General features: G+C 60.0%; 14 protein-coding genes and 1 tRNA gene. 5 read left to right on the top strand and 10 right to left on the bottom strand.

Annotated elements, in window-relative coordinates; translation table 11 throughout:
* Window positions 1-29: 29 nt before the first annotated feature.
* The 4 genes from ELH03_RS05845 to rpoZ form a co-directional block, all read right to left on the bottom strand.
* Complete coding sequence (locus ELH03_RS05845) at window positions 30-620, bottom strand: DUF2062 domain-containing protein (protein ID WP_018241397.1); 591 nt, start codon at window positions 618-620, stop codon at window positions 30-32.
* A gap of 161 nt (window positions 621-781) precedes the next feature.
* Window positions 782-931, bottom strand: a complete 150-nt coding sequence (locus ELH03_RS05840) for a DUF3563 family protein (protein WP_003558084.1) — start codon at window positions 929-931, stop codon at window positions 782-784.
* 183 nt (window positions 932-1,114) lie between these two features.
* The gene (locus ELH03_RS05835; protein ID WP_128401212.1) at window positions 1,115-3,349 is read right to left on the bottom strand and encodes a RelA/SpoT family protein; all 2,235 of its coding nucleotides are present in this window, start codon (window positions 3,347-3,349) and stop codon (window positions 1,115-1,117) included.
* A gap of 206 nt (window positions 3,350-3,555) precedes the next feature.
* Complete coding sequence (rpoZ, locus tag ELH03_RS05830) at window positions 3,556-3,960, bottom strand: DNA-directed RNA polymerase subunit omega (RefSeq protein ID WP_018241396.1); 405 nt, start codon at window positions 3,958-3,960, stop codon at window positions 3,556-3,558.
* A 297-nt stretch (window positions 3,961-4,257) separates the two neighbouring features.
* On the opposite strand from rpoZ, the gene ELH03_RS05825 reads away from it, so the two are divergent.
* Window positions 4,258-4,839 carry a LabA-like NYN domain-containing protein gene (locus tag ELH03_RS05825; RefSeq protein WP_003546927.1) on the top strand — a complete coding sequence of 194 codons (582 nt, stop codon included), beginning with the start codon at window positions 4,258-4,260 and terminating at the stop codon, window positions 4,837-4,839.
* 65 nt (window positions 4,840-4,904) lie between these two features.
* Here the strand turns inward: ELH03_RS05825 and smpB are convergent, their stop codons facing one another.
* Entirely contained in the window at window positions 4,905-5,384 is a 480-nt protein-coding gene (gene smpB / locus ELH03_RS05820; protein ID WP_018241394.1) for an SsrA-binding protein SmpB, read from the bottom strand.
* A 101-nt stretch (window positions 5,385-5,485) separates the two neighbouring features.
* Entirely contained in the window at window positions 5,486-6,370 is an 885-nt protein-coding gene (gene dapA / locus ELH03_RS05815) for a 4-hydroxy-tetrahydrodipicolinate synthase (RefSeq protein WP_018241393.1), read from the bottom strand.
* A gap of 214 nt (window positions 6,371-6,584) precedes the next feature.
* Between dapA and ELH03_RS05810 the strand changes: the two genes are divergently transcribed.
* Both ELH03_RS05810 and ELH03_RS05805 read left to right on the top strand, forming a co-directional pair.
* On the top strand, window positions 6,585-8,660 hold the full coding sequence (locus tag ELH03_RS05810; RefSeq protein WP_128401210.1) for a lytic transglycosylase domain-containing protein: 2,076 nt from the start codon (window positions 6,585-6,587) through the stop codon (window positions 8,658-8,660).
* Between the two features lie 65 nt (window positions 8,661-8,725).
* Window positions 8,726-9,622, top strand: coding sequence for an alpha/beta fold hydrolase (locus tag ELH03_RS05805; RefSeq protein WP_128401209.1), 897 nt, complete (start codon window positions 8,726-8,728; stop codon window positions 9,620-9,622).
* Between the two features lie 182 nt (window positions 9,623-9,804).
* Here ELH03_RS05805 and ELH03_RS05800 read toward each other — a convergent pair whose 3' ends face one another.
* The 4 genes from ELH03_RS05800 to ELH03_RS05785 form a co-directional block, all read right to left on the bottom strand.
* Window positions 9,805-10,869 carry a porin gene (locus ELH03_RS05800; RefSeq protein WP_128405671.1) on the bottom strand — a complete coding sequence of 355 codons (1,065 nt, stop codon included), beginning with the start codon at window positions 10,867-10,869 and terminating at the stop codon, window positions 9,805-9,807.
* 556 nt (window positions 10,870-11,425) lie between these two features.
* Window positions 11,426-11,516 (bottom strand) — tRNA-Ser (locus tag ELH03_RS05795).
* Window positions 11,517-11,685: 169 nt separating this feature from the next.
* Window positions 11,686-12,903, bottom strand: coding sequence for an NAD(P)/FAD-dependent oxidoreductase (locus ELH03_RS05790; RefSeq protein ID WP_130766158.1), 1,218 nt, complete (start codon window positions 12,901-12,903; stop codon window positions 11,686-11,688).
* A gap of 185 nt (window positions 12,904-13,088) precedes the next feature.
* Window positions 13,089-14,204, bottom strand: coding sequence for a Gfo/Idh/MocA family protein (locus ELH03_RS05785; protein WP_130766157.1), 1,116 nt, complete (start codon window positions 14,202-14,204; stop codon window positions 13,089-13,091).
* Window positions 14,205-14,411: 207 nt separating this feature from the next.
* On the opposite strand from ELH03_RS05785, the gene ELH03_RS05780 reads away from it, so the two are divergent.
* Both ELH03_RS05780 and ELH03_RS05775 read left to right on the top strand, forming a co-directional pair.
* Complete coding sequence (locus ELH03_RS05780; protein WP_018071033.1) at window positions 14,412-15,287, top strand: MurR/RpiR family transcriptional regulator; 876 nt, start codon at window positions 14,412-14,414, stop codon at window positions 15,285-15,287.
* Between the two features lie 92 nt (window positions 15,288-15,379).
* The gene (locus tag ELH03_RS05775) at window positions 15,380-17,314 is read left to right on the top strand and encodes a bifunctional 5-dehydro-2-deoxygluconokinase/5-dehydro-2-deoxyphosphogluconate aldolase (protein WP_128412352.1); all 1,935 of its coding nucleotides are present in this window, start codon (window positions 15,380-15,382) and stop codon (window positions 17,312-17,314) included.
* Window positions 17,315-17,447 lie beyond the last annotated feature (133 nt).

Below are 17,447 nucleotides of genomic sequence, written 5' to 3'. Positions count from 1 at the left end.
TTCCGTCGCTTAAGAATTCTTGATCGGGTTCATATGCTCGGCATGTCGCCGGCCGGAACGGCAAGACGCAGGCGCGCCCGCTCCATCAGCCGTATATGGCGGCGCGTCTGAAAACCCTTCACGGTGTAGAATGTCAGCGCATAGAGCGCAACGGAGGTGACGGCCGCCGGCGGAATGGCGCCGACCAGCATCGGCTCCAGCACCGGCTTCCATAGCTCAGTGAAGTTCAGCTTGTGAAAAAGGGCGGCGAGATCCACCGTCTGACCGGCCAGGTGATCCTCGCGGCTCAACAGCAGATGTCCGATCTCCCAGGTGATGCCCCAGATGAAGGGATAGGTCAGCGGATTGCCGAAGGCGGCGCAACCGAGGGCGGCGGCCACCATGCTGCCGGAGAGGAAGTAGGTGATGACGAAAGCCATGACGAAATGCACGCCGATGAAAGGCGTCCACGAGACGAAGACACCCGCAGCAACGCCGGCGGCAACCGCATGTGGCGAAGCACTCAGGCGCAGGACGCGCATTGTCAGGTAACGGATCGGGCGAAGGAAACCCTTGCGAGGCCATAAAAGCTCCCGCATCTTTTCCTTGAATCCCGCAGGTTTGCGACGGCGAAACAACATGGCCGGTATTTAGTGCAGCGCACACGGCCATGACAAGAGCGGCAAATGATACCGCTCGAAAAACAGCCCCTCAGTTCTCTCTGCGAAGAGGAGCTTCTTCATGCCGAGGGGCGCCCGTTATGCATAACGTCCCTCACCCGCCTCAAGTATAAAGTTCAGTATCAGCGATTGCGGAACAGACCGCGGTCGACCTGGCGCTGACGAAACTCGAGATCGATACGATCGAGCGAGCCGTTCAAATATGCCATTTCACGTTCCTGCGTGGTCGGAGCGCGAAAGGCGCGAGCGAATTTCTTGATAGGGTCAAACATTACCTTGTCTCATCTTCTGTTTGCGTTTCGAAGACCAGAAGATAGGCTCGGCAAAGGTTAATTACCACCGCCGCAACATGGAGACAGCCATGCGCTGAGCGCATCGCTTGCCTTTTTGATGCGCCGCCAAGATCATAAAATGTGCAATTTTCCGTCCAAACCCCTGAAGGGCTTAACAAAAGCTTACTCGTAGAGCCGCCGGACCGTGGCGATGCAATCCAGTTCCTTCATCTGGGCGAGCAACTGATTGAGCTGGCGCAGATCCCAGACCTCAACCTCGAGCATCATTTCTGTGAAATCGGCAGCCACCCGCACTGTGTTCAGCAAGCGGATATTGACGTCGAGGCCTGCGACCGTCTGGGCGACCTTGGCAAGCGTGCCGGGTTCATTCAGCCCATTCACCATGATGCGCGCCATGAAACGCGACTTGTTGGCTTCGTCGAGATCCCAGCGCACGTCGATCCAGCGGTCGGGCTGATCGTCGAAGCGCTGCAGGCTCGGCGACTGGATCGGATAGATGGTGATGCCCTTGCCTTGGTCCATGATGCCGACGATGCGATCGCCGGGCACGGCGCCGGTCGGCGCGAACTTGACGTCGACATTGCCGGACAGTCCGCGGATCGGCCCGATATCGGCATCCGCGTCGATTTCCGTATGGCCACCGTCGTGCCCGGCCTTGGTCTTGCCGGGGATCTTGAAGATCATGCCGGCGGCACTGCGGACGTTGAACCAACCGTCGTCGCCGGAGGGCTTCACGGTGACGCGCTCATCCTGATGATCGGGATAGACGGCGCGCAGCACGTCGAGCGAGGACATCTCGCCGCGACCGACGGCGGCGATCGCATCCTCGACATCCTTCTGGCCAAGACGGTGCAGCGCCGGCTTCATCGCCTCACGCGAGAAGATCTTGCCGGCCCTATTGAAGGTGCGCTCGAGAATGCGGTGGCCAAGGCCGGCATATTGCTTGCGGATCGCCATACGGGTGGCCCGGCGGATGGCGGCGCGCGCCTTGCCGGTCACGACGATCTCCTCCCAGGCGGCGGGCGGAACCTGCACGCCGGAGCGGATGATCTCGACCTCGTCGCCATTGGCAAGCCGCGTCACCAGCGGCATGATACGGCCGTTGATCTTGGCGCCCACGGTGGTATCGCCAATATTGGTGTGCACCGCATAGGCGAAGTCGATCGGGGTGGCGCCACGCGGCAAGGCAATCAGCTTGCCCTTCGGCGTGAAGCAGAAGACCTGATCCTGGAACAGCTCGAGCTTGGTGTGCTCGAGGAATTCTTCCGGGCTGTCACCCTCGGCCAGGGCCTCGATCGTATGGCGCAGCCAGGAATAGGCATTGGATTCGCGAGAAAGGATGTCGCCATCGGCATTGGTGGCGCCGTCCTTATAGAGTGTGTGGGCGGCGATGCCGAATTCGGCGATTTCGTGCATGCGCTTGGTGCGGATCTGCAGTTCGATGCGCTGGCTGGAAGGACCGACGATTGTGGTGTGCAGCGAACGGTAATCGTTCTGCTTCGGCGTCGAGATATAGTCCTTGAAGCGGCCGGGCACGACGCGCCAGCGCGTGTGGACGATGCCGAGCGCCCGATAACAGGAAGGGATATCCTCGACGATCAGGCGGAAGCCGTAGACATCGGAAAGCTGCTCGAACGAAAGCGACTTCGACTGCATCTTGCGGAAGACCGAATAGGGCTTCTTCTGCCGGCCCTTGACGTAGGCGCTCGTCAGGCCGCTTGCCACCAGCAGGTCGCGCAGTTCGGCCTCGATCTTCTTGACGATGCCCTCGTTGCGCTTCGAAAGCTCTTCCAGTCTTTTGGTGACGGTCTCATAGGCTTCCGGGTTCATATGCCGGAAGGAGAGCTCCTCCAGTTCCTCGCGCATGTCCTGCATGCCCATGCGGCCGGCGAGCGGCGCATAGATTTCCATCGTCTCCTCGGAAATGCGGGCACGCTTGTCGGCCGACATGTGATCGAGGGTGCGCATATTGTGCAGGCGATCGGCCAGCTTGACGAGCAGTACGCGCACATCGTCGGAAATGGCGAGCAGCAGCTTGCGCAGGTTTTCCGCCTGCTTGGCCTTCTTGGTAACCAGATCGAGCTTCTTGATCTTCGTCAGACCCTCGACCAGCCGGCCGATATCCTCGCCGAAGAGTTCATCGATCTCGGCGCGTGTCGCCGTCGTATCCTCGATCGTATCGTGCAGCAGAGCAACCGCGATCGTCGATTCATCGAGGTGCATGTCGGTGAGGATGGCAGCGACCTCAAGCGGATGGGAAATATAGGGATCGCCGCTCGCGCGTTTTTGCTGGCCGTGCTTCTGCATGGCGTAGACATAGGCTTTGTTCAGCAGTGCTTCATTGGCATCGGGCTTGTATTGCTGAACCCGCTCCACGAGCTCGTACTGCCGCATCATTCCAAAGCCACTCCGATAAAAATAAAAGCGCGCCAATCAACGATTGGCGCACACATGGGCAATAATATGCCTAAGCAATAAAGGTGCAAGATTGACGATTGGTAATCGTCGCTCTTTTGCATCGCATGAAGCATTTTTCCGGATCGCATCAATGCGACCGGGAGGATCATGCCCAAGCGATGCGACCGGGGATCCGGCCGACGCGCTTAGTAGTCGTCGCTCTTTTCCGGCGGCACGAGGCCTTCGATGCCGGCAAGCAGCTCTTCTTCCGACATCTGGTCGAAAGTGATCGTCTCCGGCAGGTCGTCCTGCTCTTCGCTGTCGGCCGCGGCGACACTGCCAGCGGCGATCATGCTTGCCGGATCGGGCTCGGGCTCGTCGACTTCGACATGCTTCTGCAGCGAATGGATCAGATCTTCCTTGAGGTCGTCGGGCGAAAGCGTCTCGTCGGCGATTTCGCGCAGGGCCACAACGGGATTCTTGTCATTGTCACGATCGATGGTGATCGAGGCACCCTGGGAAATCAGCCGGGCGCGGTGGCTGGCGAGCAGAACCAGCTCGAAGCGGTTCTCCACCTTGTCGATGCAATCTTCAACTGTGACACGGGCCATTGCCTGTCCTTTACGGTCGTCATTTCGGGATTAGCACGCCCGATACAATTAAAACCGGGCAAATACAAGTTTTTCATTCCGGCTCCCCTCGTCTTTATCCGCGGCTGAGCTAGATTTCCATGGAGAATGTCATAATTCCACCGAAGGTTGCTTGGAATATGTCGAATCGTGCCCTAAATCTTTCATATATGAATAATTCATAAAGTAAGGATCAAATCGAAATCGAAACACAAGCTATTGTTTTTATTGAAGTTTGGCACCTGCGAATTTCGATTGCTCTCATTGGATTGGTAAGCGATGTTTGACCCACGCGAAAAAATTGCACTCTTCATTGACGGCGCCAACCTCTACGCTGCATCCAAGAGCCTGGGATTTGACATAGATTACCGCAAGCTCTTGAAAGCATTTCAGAAACGCGGATACCTGCTGCGCGCATATTATTATACCGCTCTGATCGAGGATCAGGAGTATTCATCGATCCGGCCTCTGATCGACTGGCTCGATTACAACGGCTACAAAGTCGTCACCAAGCCCGCCAAGGAATTCACAGATTCCATGGGTCGCCGAAAGATCAAGGGCAACATGGACATCGAGCTTGCGATCGACGCGATGGAACAGTCCGAAACGGTCGATCATCTCGTCATCTTCTCGGGCGACGGCGACTTCACGAACCTGGTCGAGGCGTTGCAGCGCAGAGGCCGCAAGGTCTCGGTGATCTCAACCATGGCAACCCAGCCGCCGATGATTGCCGACGACCTGCGCCGTCAAGCCGATCATTTCATCGATCTCTTGTCTCTGAAGGCTGAAATCGGTCGCGATCCCTCGGAGCGGGCGCCACGCCCGGCCGAAGTCGCCCCGGCCAGCGATTTCGAAGACTGATCTCGTCGGGCGTCTCGAAGTCGAGCGCTAAGGGCCGGATTGCACTGGTAGCCACGGCGTCGTGGTCAGCCTCTATCCTTCAGCAGGCGGCTCTTCTGCCGATTCCAATCGCGTTCCTTCTCCGACTCGCGCTTGTCGTGCAATTTCTTACCCTTGGCCAGCGCCAGTTCCATCTTCGCCCGACCGCGGTCGTTGAAATAGATCTTCAGCGGGATCAGCGTCATGCCTTCGCGGTTGATGGCAGAGCGCAGGCGATGGATTTCACGGCCCGACAGCAGCAGCTTGCGGCGTCGGCGCGGTTCGTGATTGAAGCGGTTGGCTTGCAGATATTCCGGCAAGTAGGAATTGATCAGCCAGATCTCGCCGCCCTCATCCGAGGCGTAGGATTCGGCGATATTGGCCTTGCCTTCGCGCAGCGCCTTGACCTCCGTGCCCATCAGCACGAGGCCGGCCTCGTAGGTATCGATGATCTCGTAGTTGAAGCGGGCCTTGCGGTTTTCGGCCACGACCTTGTTCACCACGCGCTGGCTGCCTTTGGGGGCCATGACGACATTCCAATTTCTTTTTTGGGCGTGAAAAGCCGCGCCCTCATTTCTTGCCCTTTATGTAAGGGAGAGACCCCGTCTTGTGAAGAAGGCCGGTCTCGTCAGTTCAACAGGCCTGCATGGCGCATGGCGGCGTCGATCGCCGATTCCGTTGCCGGCTCCAGCGTCGAAAGCAGCGGCGAGCGGACGTTGCGGCTCATCCGGCCAAGCTTGGAGAGCCCGTATTTGGCGCCGCAAAGACCCGGCTCAAGGAAGATCGCCTTGTGCAGCGGCATCAGCCGATCCTGAAATTCCAGCGCGCGGGCATAGTCGCCTGCCAGCGTTGCCGCCTGGAAGTCGGCGCAGAGGCGCGGGGCGACATTGGCGGTTACCGAAATACAGCCGACACCGCCATGGGCGTTGAAGCCGAGCGCCGTCGCATCCTCGCCGGACAGCTGCCTGAAATCCGTGCCGCAGGTGATGCGCTGTTCGGAGACGCGCTCGATCTTGCCCGTCGCATCCTTGACGCCAACAATATTCTTGTGCGCCTTGGCGAGCGCACCCATCGTTTCCGGCGTCATGTCGACCACCGAGCGGCCGGGGATATTATAGATATAGATCGGCAGATCGACGGCCTCGGCGATGGCCGAAAAATGCGCGATCAAACCCTTCTGCGTCGGCTTGTTGTAATAGGGAGTGACGACCAGAACGGCGTTCGCACCGACCTTTTCGGCATGCTGGGCGAGCTCGATCGCCTCCCGCGTATTGTTCGAGCCGGCGCCGGCCATGACGGGAACGCGCTTTGCGGCAACTTCGATGCAGAGTTCCACCACCCGTTTGTGTTCGGCATGCGACAGCGTCGGGGATTCGCCCGTCGTGCCGACCGGGACGAGACCGGCGCTGCCTTCCTTGATCTGCCAGTCGACATGCGCGGCGAAGCTATCTTCGTCGATCAGTCCGGCATCGGTGAAGGGGGTGACGAGGGCGGGAATGGACCCATTGAACATGCAAAGCTCCTCACGACCAAATCCTTGCTTCGGCCGCATTCCATGAATAAGAGTTGCGCACCATAGAGCGCCGAAATCATCGCGACAAGCGCGTAGAGTTCGGTTTAGGGCAAATTCCGATAGCAGATGTGAATGAATTTTACCTGGTACGGTAAGGTTTCGTTAAGATGCCTCTAGCCTAATGGCAGGGCGTGTTTTCGTTGCGAGATCCCGGATGAAGAAAGCTGTCCTGATTCTGTCCGCCTTCGGCTTTGTTGCCGCCGCGTGGGGCAGCGTTGCGTCGCCGCTTCCCGGCGAGAGCACCCCCATGCCTGATGTCAAGCCGCTCGGCTTCATTCCCGAGACAGCCATACCGGAATCGATGACAACGGGCGCCATTCCGCGCAACCCGGCAATCGCGCCTGTCAACGCCGACCTGAAAGCCGGCCTCGATGCGCTTTCCGACAAGGACCCGCAGCTGGCGCTTTCGATCCGCGACAGCATGCGCGACGCTACGCTCGACCGGCATATCCTCACCTGGGCGATTGCCGTTTCCGGATTGAAGGGCGTTCCCTCCTATGAAATCGCGAGCGCCACGCAGGAGCTCAAGGGCTGGCCGGGTCTTTCGCGGCTGCGCGCTTATTCCGAGCGCGCTCTCTATGACGAAAATCCCGGCCCTTCCGCCATACTTGCCGCCTTCGGCGATACCGCGCCTGAGACGATGCAGGGCGCCGTCATCCTCGGCCGGGCGCTGGTTGCATCAGGCAAGCAGGCGCAGGCGGCAAAATATATCCGCAAAGTCTGGCGAGGAGAGGCTCTCGACAAGGCGACCGAGGACAAGATCCTCGTCGAGTTTTCCGCGCTGCTGACGCCCGCCGACCATAAGGCGCGGATGGACTATCTGATGTATCGCGGCCGGGTGGCGCAGGCCAAGCGTTTCGGCGACATGGGCCAAGCCCAGTCGCTCTACAAGGCCTGGGCTGCGGTCGACGCCAAAGTCGGCAATGCCAGCGCCTTGCTCAATGCCGTCGATGCGAAGTGGCGGGCCGATGCCGGCCTGTTGTTTGCGCGGATCGAATATCTGCGCAAGCAGGACAAATATGCCGAGGCGGCAGCACTTCTGGAGCAGATGCCGCCCGAGCGTAGCGAACTCGTCAATTCCGGCGAATGGTGGAACGAGCAACGTATCGTCAGCCGTGGTCTCGTCGACCAGGGACAATTCAAGCCGGCCTATCGCATCGTCGCAAACTACGCCGCGACGAGCCCGACGGATGTCGTCGAGGCTGAATTCCACGCCGGATGGTACGCGCTTCGCGGCCTGCAGGACCCGACAACGGCGGAAAAACACTTCCGCAAGATCCTCGAGACATCAAACGGGCCGATCTCGGTCTCGCGCGCCTGGTATTGGCTGGGACGCGCAGCCGAAGCTGGCGGCCCAGGCAAATCCAGCGAATTCTATGCGAAGGCCGCGAATTTTCCCGGCACCTTCTATGGCCAGCTCGCAGCCGAAAGGCTGGGGCGAAAGACGCTTAATGTCACCTATCCCGCACCGAGCACGGCCGACCGGCAACGCTTCCAGGCACGCGAAGCCGTGCAGGCGATCGCCCGGCTGGAGGCCGCCGGCCATGGGTGGCGGGCCGCCATTCTCTATCTCGCGCTCGCCGATCAACTGCAAAGCCCCGGTGAATTGGCTGTCCTTGCGGCACAGGCCGAGCAATCCGGCGATCATCATCTGTCGCTGCAAATCGGCAAGATCGCCTATGGGCGCGGCATCGATGTCGCAGCGCTTGCCTTTCCGATCGGCGTGATCCCGGCGAACGCCAATATATCAGGCTCCGGCAAGGCACTCGCCTATGCCATCGCCCGGCAGGAAAGCGCCTTCAACCCCGCCGCCGTATCGGCTGCGAATGCGCGCGGCCTGCTGCAGCTTCTGCCGGGCACGGCCCAGGCGGTGGCCAAGCGCAATAACATCGCCTTTTCCAAGGACAAGCTGACGGCCGATGCCGGCTATAACGCGACACTCGGTGCGCATTATCTCGGCGAGCAGATCGACGCCTTCGGCGGCTCCTATATCCTCACCTTCATTGCCTATAATGCCGGGCCGAAGCGGGTGCCGGAATGGATCGGTCGCTACGGCGATCCGCGCGGCAGGCCGATCGACGAGATCGTCGACTGGATCGAGCGCATCCCCTTCCCCGAAACGCGCAACTATGTGCAGCGGGTGATGGAGAATTACGAAGTTTATAAAGCCCGTCTCGGCCAGCCGACCGATATCGAGCGTGACCTGATCGGCGGACGCAGCGCCTCCTGAAGCCGTTTGGCGCGGCTTGAAAAGCAAGCTACATCTTCGGGATCAAACAGGTCTCGAGGGATGCGATGCCGGATACAGATGCAGGCGGTTTCCAGGAACGATTTTACACTTCGTCCGATGGGCTGAGGCTTTATGCCCGCGACTACCCACCCAACCAGGCAGCAACCGCGGGACGGCTGCCGGTCATCTGCCTGCCCGGCCTGACCCGCAATACGCGGGATTTTCATCCACTTGCGCTGCTTCTCTCCCGGGACACGACAGTGCCGCGCAGGGTGATTGCGCTCGATTCGCGCGGACGGGGGAACTCGGCATGGGATGACAACAAGGCGAACTACAATCTCGCCATCGAGGCCGGTGACGTCATTGCCGCCTGCACGGCGTTCGGCATCGAACGGGCGATTTTCATCGGCACGTCGCGGGGCGGGCTGATCCTGCATCTGATCGCGGCGACGCGGCCGGATCTTCTCGAAGCCGTCATCCTCAACGATATCGGACCTGTGCTCGAGGCTGAGGGGCTGGCACGGATCCGCGATTACCTCAACAGCGGCAGGAAGCCAGCGGACTGGAACGAGGCAGTCGATCTATTGAAGGAAAATCATGGCGCGTCGTTTACCGCGCTTGCAGAGGAAGACTGGCGCGAGATGGCGCTTGCCCTTTATCGCGATATCAGCGGAAGGCCGATCGCCGATTTCGACCCGGCGATCGCGGAGGCACTGAAATCGATCGATTTCAGCCAGCCGCTGCCTGATCTCTGGGGGCAATTCGAAAGCCTGAGCCGGCTGCCACTCATGCTGATCCGCGGCGAAAATACGTCGCTGCTTTCACAGGAAAGCGCCGGCGAAATGGCGCGGCGGCATTCGGGAATGACCCTTCATGCCGCCGGAGGACAAGGACATGCACCCCTTCTCCATCTTTGCAATATCCCTGCGGCAATTCGGGCTTTCCTCACCAGTTGTCGCTGATCTTATGCGCGTCTGGATCTTTATCCTGCTCTTTAGTTCTTCGCTTTTTAGGCGTGCCGCTATCGCAAAAACGTGACGCATTTTTTCGGGACAAGCTTTGAAGTAGGTAGCCACCACAACCGAGCAATAAAAAAGCCCGGCTCGAGAGCCGGGCTTTCCTGATTGACCGAAGTCAGATCAGATTAGAACGAACGCTGAAGGCGGAAGTAACCCGTCGTGGAGTCGTCAGCATCTTCCGGATCGAGGTACTGAACCGAAGCCTTGGCGTAGAAGTTGTCGACGATCTGGTAATCAACGGTCAGACCGACCTTCCATGCATCACCGGCACCGTCGTAATCGCTAGGAACGGTTTCAAACGCGCTGGCACCGCCGATATAGTTGGCGTAGTACTGAACACCCGGGGTGATTTTCAGCTTGTCGGTTGCCTTGATGGCGTATTCGGCAGCAACTGCCCATTCAGCCGTCGAGTAGTAGGAGTTCGGGCCGGAAGAGTACACAGCAGCGAGGCCGAGCGTACCGGGACCGATGTCAACCGTACCCATTGCACGGACAGCGCCGTCTTCGTTGTCGACGTCCCAGCCGGCAGTGATCTGGTAGCTGAAGGCACCAGCCTTGCCACCGAGACCAACGGCAACGCCGACATTGTTCGGACCATCGTTCGGAACAAGGAGGCCGGTGACGGGATCCACGTCACCCTGATAAACGCCGTCTTCCAGTTCATCGACGCTGATGCCAGCGTAGAAATCGCTGGTTTCATACTGATAGCGGATCGAGTTGTGGAGCGTTACGACCGAGCCGATGTCGTCGGTTTCGCCGGAGAGGCCATCGTCCCACCAGCTGTAGAACAGACCGGCGCGGAAGCCGGCGATGTCGAGGTAAGCGGAGTCGAGCTTGGACGCCTGAACCGTGGCGTTGTCAGCATTGAACTGCATGACGATGACGCCGGTCAGCGGACCATATTCGGTGTCGCTCTTGGCCGTGAACTGAACCTGACCGCGGGTGACAGCATCCCAATCCGAATCGCCGCCGACGTCTTCGCCAACGTTAACCTGGAAACGGATGTAACCGTTGATCTTGAGGCAGGTTTCGGTGCCCGGGATGTAGAAGTAGCCGGTGCCGTAAGCGTCGCAGACGCGAACATATTCAACCGGTTCCGGTTCGGCAGCAACGATAGCGTCAGCAGCCTGAGCACCGGAAACTACTGCGAGAGCAGCAGCGGAGCCGAGAAGAAGGCTCTTGATGTTCATAAATGACCTCCAATTCAAAGTTTCGATCGGGTTTGGGATCTTTCGCTGAGCAGCGTTCCCTGCCCCATCCCCGTGTTTCAAGAAGTGGACGATCAGTCGCCCTTGCTTCCGAGGTTGAAAATACAAGACGGAAGCCGTCACGCAATCACCAACTTACTCGGATGGGGGATTTGAGGGAGCCTTCCCGACATTCTGTTGCTGAAAGGACACAAGTCGGGCAGCCGACCTCGATTTCCTTTATGCTTTGTTAAGAAAACCCTGATTTTGCGGAGGCTTAGGTCCAGCCAACAAAGAATTGGACATGCGCCCTGCGACACATCCGTGACACTTTTTTGACAAAATGCGGCTCTTGCGGGGATTCAGGATTGCCGAAAGCGTAACCGGACGTGCACCGATCCACTTTCGCCACCTGCCGGTGGCTTGAGCGCGGGAGGTGATTCCCGCAGGCGATTCTCTCGCTCAAGGCAGAGAGATTTTTCGTCGCCGGCCTAGCCGACTAAGCGAACGTGATTCCCTGCCGGAAACTAACGATCGACGCACACTCAGGAAATCGGAATGGCGGAGAAGATGGGATTCGAACCCACGATACGCTTTTGACGTATACTCCCTTAGCAGGGGAGCGCCTTCGACCACTCGGCCACCTCTCCGGTGGGGCCTAACTATGGCGACCGCTCTGTGAATGCAAGGGTTTTTTGAGTTTTCACCAGAAGAAATGCAGCGGCTGGCATTTCGGCCAGTTACGCAAACAGTCCACATTTCCTGCCGCGATCCGCGGAATTTGATCGCGCTTCGTTCTCGTCGGTGAAGAAGCCGAGCTCAGCCGAGCAGGCTCTTGAGGTCAGCAGAAGGGTCGGCGAGAATCGATTTGTCGGGATTGGTCCCGGATTCCAGCAGTTTTTTGCCGGTCACATAGGCTTTCGCGTCGTTGATCGCATCGACGGCGATCAGCTGGCCTTCCCTGAAGTACCAGACCGAATGGGCGCCTTCGCGGGTGCCGGGGCGCAGCAGCGTCTCGTCATAACCGAGATTGAAGCCGGCGATCTGCAGCTTGACATCATACTGGTCGGACCAGAACCACGGCTTCGGCGTATAAGGCTCGCTGCCGCCGGCGATGACGGCTGCCGCTGCTTCGGCCTGGTCGACGGCGTTCTGCACCGATTCGAGCCTGATGCGACCGCCCTGCCAGGGAAGTGCGGCGCAATCACCGGCCGCAAAGATCGCCGGATCGGAGGTGCGCGCGAATTCGTCGACCACAATGCCGTTGGCGACCTCGAGGCCGGCTTCCTTGGCGAGTTGGTCGTTCGGCGCGACGCCGATGCCGACGACGGCGAAATCGATGTCGATGACCGATCCGTCGGAAAGTGCGGCACCGGTGACGCGGCCATCCTTGCCGACCAGATGCTTGAGCCCTGTCTTCTCGCGGATCACCACGTCATGGGTCTCGTGAATCCTGCGCATGATGTCGGCGGTCTCCTTCGCCGCCACGCGCTGCAGGATGCGGTCGGCCATCTCGATGACGGTGACTTCCAGGCCGCGATGGCGGGCAACGGCAGCCGCCTCGAGACCAATATAACCGCCGCCAATGATGAGGACGCGGCGACCGGGACGCATCTCGTCAGCAAGCAGATCGGCATCGCGCTTGTCGCGGGCGACATAGACGCCTTCGAGATCGCCGCCGATTGCGGCCGGTAGCCGGCGCGGCGTCGAGCCGGTGGCCAGCGCCAGCGTGCCGTAATCAAGAACGGAGCCGTCCTGCAGCAGAACCTGCTTGCTGTCCGGCTTGATCTGCTCGGCCCAGGTCGAAAGGCGAAGGTCGACATCATTGTCCGCATACCAGTGCTCGGCGCGGAACAGCAGGCGGTCGAAGGCCATTTCGCCGAGCAGGTATTTCTTTGAAAGCGGCGGGCGCTGATAAGGAGCGACGTCTTCCGCGCCGATGAGGGTGATTGGGCGCGTATCCTTCAACGCACGCAGCTTGGCCGCCAATGCGAAACCGGCCTGTCCCGCGCCGATGATCACCAGTCTATCCGTCACGATCTCACTCCTGAAGCTGCGCCCGACAACCACGCCAAGGCCTATCCCCTACAGCGCCGCACGTCTTTCAGACGCGCAAAAGACGCTGTCGCATTTTGAGTTTCTGCATAATCCCTGAAATCTAGCCCGATTTCAGGGATTATGCAGTAGCCCGTGCGCCGTCAACGGAAAGCGGCCTCTTACATTCAGCCGATCTCGATCCAGCGGCGCTCGTGGAAAGACTGTGCCATGGCATGCACCGACTTCTCTATCCTGAGACCGTCTTCGAATGTCACGATCGACGACGGCTCGCCTGAAATTGCCCGGATCAGCTCGCGGCACTCGATGATCTTCAGATCGTTGAAGCCGAGGCCGTGGCCTGGTGCCGGGATAAACCGATCATAAGGCCGATGGGCGGGGGCCGCCAGTATCTTGCGGAAACCCTGTTCGGAGCCGCGACCCTCGGCCTGATAGAGTTCGAATTCGTTCATGCGCTCCTGATCGTAGACGATCGAGCCTTTCGACCCGAAAATCTGCAGGGCGATGCGGCCCTTACGACCCCAGGCGGCGCGATTCGCCATCAGCACGGCGGAGATGCCGCCGCCAAGCCGCATCAGCACGTTGGCGCCATCGTGGTTTTCCACGGCACGGCGACCACCCTCGCTCAGCGGGCGATCGGCATAGGGCCTCACCATATCCGTTATGACGGCCTCGACATGGCCGAAGAGATACCAGAGCAGCGACAACGGGTGCACGGCGAAATCGTCGAGCGCGCCGTAGCCGGCGGAAAGCTCGCTCTTCCAATAGAAGAAGACGTCGGGATCGGCCATGAAATCCTCGTCCATCTCGACGCGGATATGATTGACCGTGCCGATGGCGCCCTCGCCAATCAGCGTCCTGATATGCCGCATGACGGGATTCTGAATGTAATTATAGCCAAGGGCGGCAACCTTGCCGGATCGCTTCGCCGTTTCCAGCATGCGCTCGGCATCGGCATAGGCCGGCGCCATCGGCTTTTCGCACCAGACATGCTTGCCGGCCTCAAGGGCAGCAATCGCCATCTCGGCGTGGAACTGATTGGGCGTGGTGACGGAGACGACGTCGACCCCGGGGTCGGCGATCAGCGCCCGCCAGTCGGCCGTTGCCTTCTCGAAACCGAATTCACCGGCACGAGTCTCAGCAAGCTCGGCATTGGCTTCGGCCAGATGCACAAGACGCGGACGCTCGACATCGCCGAACACCGTCTTTACCGCATTCCACGCCAGCGCATGGCACTTGCCCATATAACCGGTGCCGATCAAACCGATGCCAAGTGGCTTCATTTCCGTCTCCTCCAGAGCTGTGCGCGGATTTTTGGAATATTTGGATCATTTTGACAAGGGACCTGCTCGCAGGCATTTCTGCGCCCCTCCCGAGCAGATCGCCTAAAAGCCTTCAATTACAGAGGATTAAAAACAATTAGCCGTGTCGTTTGAAATCGTCTATGTTCGACAATATGGAATATTTGTTTCATCTCGTGAGCCGCAAGCATGGATAACGATCCCCAAAGGCACGCGCGTGTGCCGCGCGATTTCGAAAGCCTGCGCAGCACCATCATCGAGCGCAAGGCGAACATGCCGAAGCGGCTGGCGCAGGTCGCCGCCTTCGCGCTCGGCAATCCCGATGAGATCGCCTTCGGCACGACGGCGAGCATCGCGGCCGCCTCCGACGTCCAGCCCTCGACGCTGGTGCGCCTGGCGCATCATCTGGGTTATGGAGGCTTTTCCGACCTGCAGAGCATCTTTCGCGAAAGATTGCGGGACCGGACGCTGAGCTACGAAGAGCGCCTCGTCACGCTGGAGCAATCGAACGGTGACGATGAGGACGCCAATCTGCTTTCCGGCTTCATCGCCGCGGCAAACCAATCGGTCAATCGGCTGGCGGCGACGGTGCAGAGCGATACCTTCACCAAAGCCGTGAATATCCTTGCTAACGCCGAGACGATCTATCTGATCGCCAAACGGCGCTCCTACCCATTGACGGCGCACATGACCTACGCTTTTTCCAAGCTCAACATCCGCCATCAGATCGTCGCCTCGCCGAACGGCGTTGACCCTGAGATGGTGCAGTTCGCAACACCGAAGGATGCGGCGATCGCGGCGAGCTTTTCGCCTTATGCGGCCGACAGCCTCAACCAGAGCCAGGAGCTTGCCGACCGCGGCGTCCCCGTCATCGCGATCACCGATTCGGCCTTCTCGCCGCTTGCCGCCTGCGCCACGCACTGGTTCGAGGTGGCGGAAGCCGATTTCGCCGGCTTCCGCTCGCTTTCGGCCTCCATGGCGCTCACCATGGCACTGCCGGTTGCAATCGCCGAGCGGCGGCGTAAGCGGCAGCAGTCAAAACCTGTAAAAGGCAAAATGGAATAAACATTCCGAATTGACAAAATATCGGAACCAATGTTTCATTATTGAAAATTCGCAGGCACTGGAAGCCGCGCAAAATCTAGCGGGAGGACATCATGGTACAATCGAATCCGGGTTCACAGCCGGAGCCGGCGCTTGATGTGATCACCATCGGCCGTTCCTCGGTCGATCTTTACGGCCAGCAGATCGGTTCGCGGCTGGAGGATATCGGCTCCTTCGCCAAGTCCGTTGGCGGCTGCCCGGCCAATATCGCCATCGGCACGGCGCGGCTCGGCCTCAAATCCGGCCTCATCACCCGCGTCGGCGACGAGCAGATGGGACGCTTCATCCGCGAGCAGTCGGCGCGCGAAGGTGTGGCGACAGACGGCATCGTCACCGACAAGGAGCGGCTGACGGCGCTGGTGCTGCTTGCTGTCGAGGCCGAGGGCGTGTCGCCGATGATCTTCTATCGGTCGGACTGCGCCGACATGGCGCTCGATGAAGGCGATATCGACGAAGATTTCATCAGATCGTCGCGCGCCGTTCTCGTTTCCGGCACGCATTTCTCGCGGCCGAATACCGAGGCCGCGCAGCGCAAAGCTATCCGCATCGCCAAGGCGAACGGCCGCAAGGTGATCTTCGACATCGATTACCGACCCAACCTCTGGGGTCTTGCCGGCCATGCGGAAGGCTTCGAACGCTACGTGAAATCCGACCGGGTCTCTTCGAAGATGAAGGAGACGCTGCCGGATTGCGATCTCATCGTCGGCACCGAAGAGGAAATCCTGATCGCGTCCGGCGCCGACGACGTCCTCGGCGCGCTGAAGGAGATCCGCCGCCTTTCGCCGGCCACGATCGTGCTCAAGCGCGGCGCCATGGGCTGCATCGTCTATGACGGGCCGATCGCCGACGACTTGGAAGCCGGCATTGTCGGCCAGGGCTTCCCGATCGAAGTCTTCAATGTGCTCGGCGCCGGCGATGCCTTTATGTCCGGCTTCCTGCGCGGCTTCCTGCGCGACGAGCAGTTGAAGACCTGCGCCACCTGGGCCAATGCCTGCGGCGCCTTCGCGGTCTCCCGCCTGCTCTGCTCGCCGGAATATCCGACCTGGGCGGAACTCGACTTCTTCCTGACGAACGGCAGCAAACATCGGGCGCTGCGCAAGGACGAGGAGATCAACCACATCCATTGGGTATCGACCCGGCGCGGCGAAATCCCGCTTTTGATGGCGCTGGCGATCGACCACCGTTCGCAACTCGTCAGCGTCGCCGATGAGCTCGGCGTCGGCCACGAGAAGATCGTCGCCTTCAAGCGGCTGGCAGTGGCGGCAGCGGCGCGGGTTTCGAATGGCCGCGACGGCTATGGCATGCTGATCGACGAACGCTTCGGCCGCGACGCCTTCTTCGATGCCGCGACGAAGAATTTCTCCTGGATCGGCCGGCCGGTGGAATTGCCGGGATCGAAGCCGCTGCGCTTCGAGTTCAGCCAGGATATCGGCTCACAGCTTGTGGAATGGCCACTCGCTCATTGCATCAAGTGCCTGTGCTTCTATCATCCCGATGATCCGGCTGAATTGAAGACGGAGCAGCAGGAGAAGCTGCGGACGCTGTTCGAGGCTTCCCGCAAGGTCGGCCGCGAGCTGCTGGTGGAAATCATCGCCGGCAAGAATGGGCCGCTCACCGACGATACGATCGCAACCGCGCTGGAGGAGCTCTATGCGCTCGGCATCAAGCCGGACTGGTGGAAGCTGGAGCCGCAGGCATCCCGTGAAGCCTGGAAGAAGATCGATGCGGTGATCGCCAAAAATGATCCATGGTGCCGCGGCATCGTGCTCCTGGGGCTCGAGGCGCCCGCCGACGAGCTGATCTCCTGCTTCGAGGCGACGCTGGCGGCTCCCTCCGTGAAGGGCTTCGCCGTCGGCCGGACGATCTTTGCCGATCCGGCGCGCGCCTGGCTTTCAGGCGAAATGAACGACGAGGAAGCGATCGCCGATATGGCCGGCCGCTTCCGACAACTGACAGAGGCGTGGCTGAAGACGCGCGGACATCAGTAGACTTAGAATTAAGACCCCTCCCCAACCCCTTCCCACAAGGGGGAGGGACTTAACCCGGAGCACCGCCTCACGCCATCAGCAAGCTTCCCTTTGGAGGAGACGTTGCGGCGAGAATGTAGAGAGCCCTGCAGGT

Origin of the sequence: Rhizobium beringeri (assembly GCF_004306515.1) — a bacterium.
Taxonomy (GTDB): Bacteria; Pseudomonadota; Alphaproteobacteria; order Rhizobiales; family Rhizobiaceae; genus Rhizobium; species Rhizobium beringeri.
Note: the sequence above shows the minus strand (reverse complement) of the source record. Positions and strands in the feature narration are given on the sequence as shown.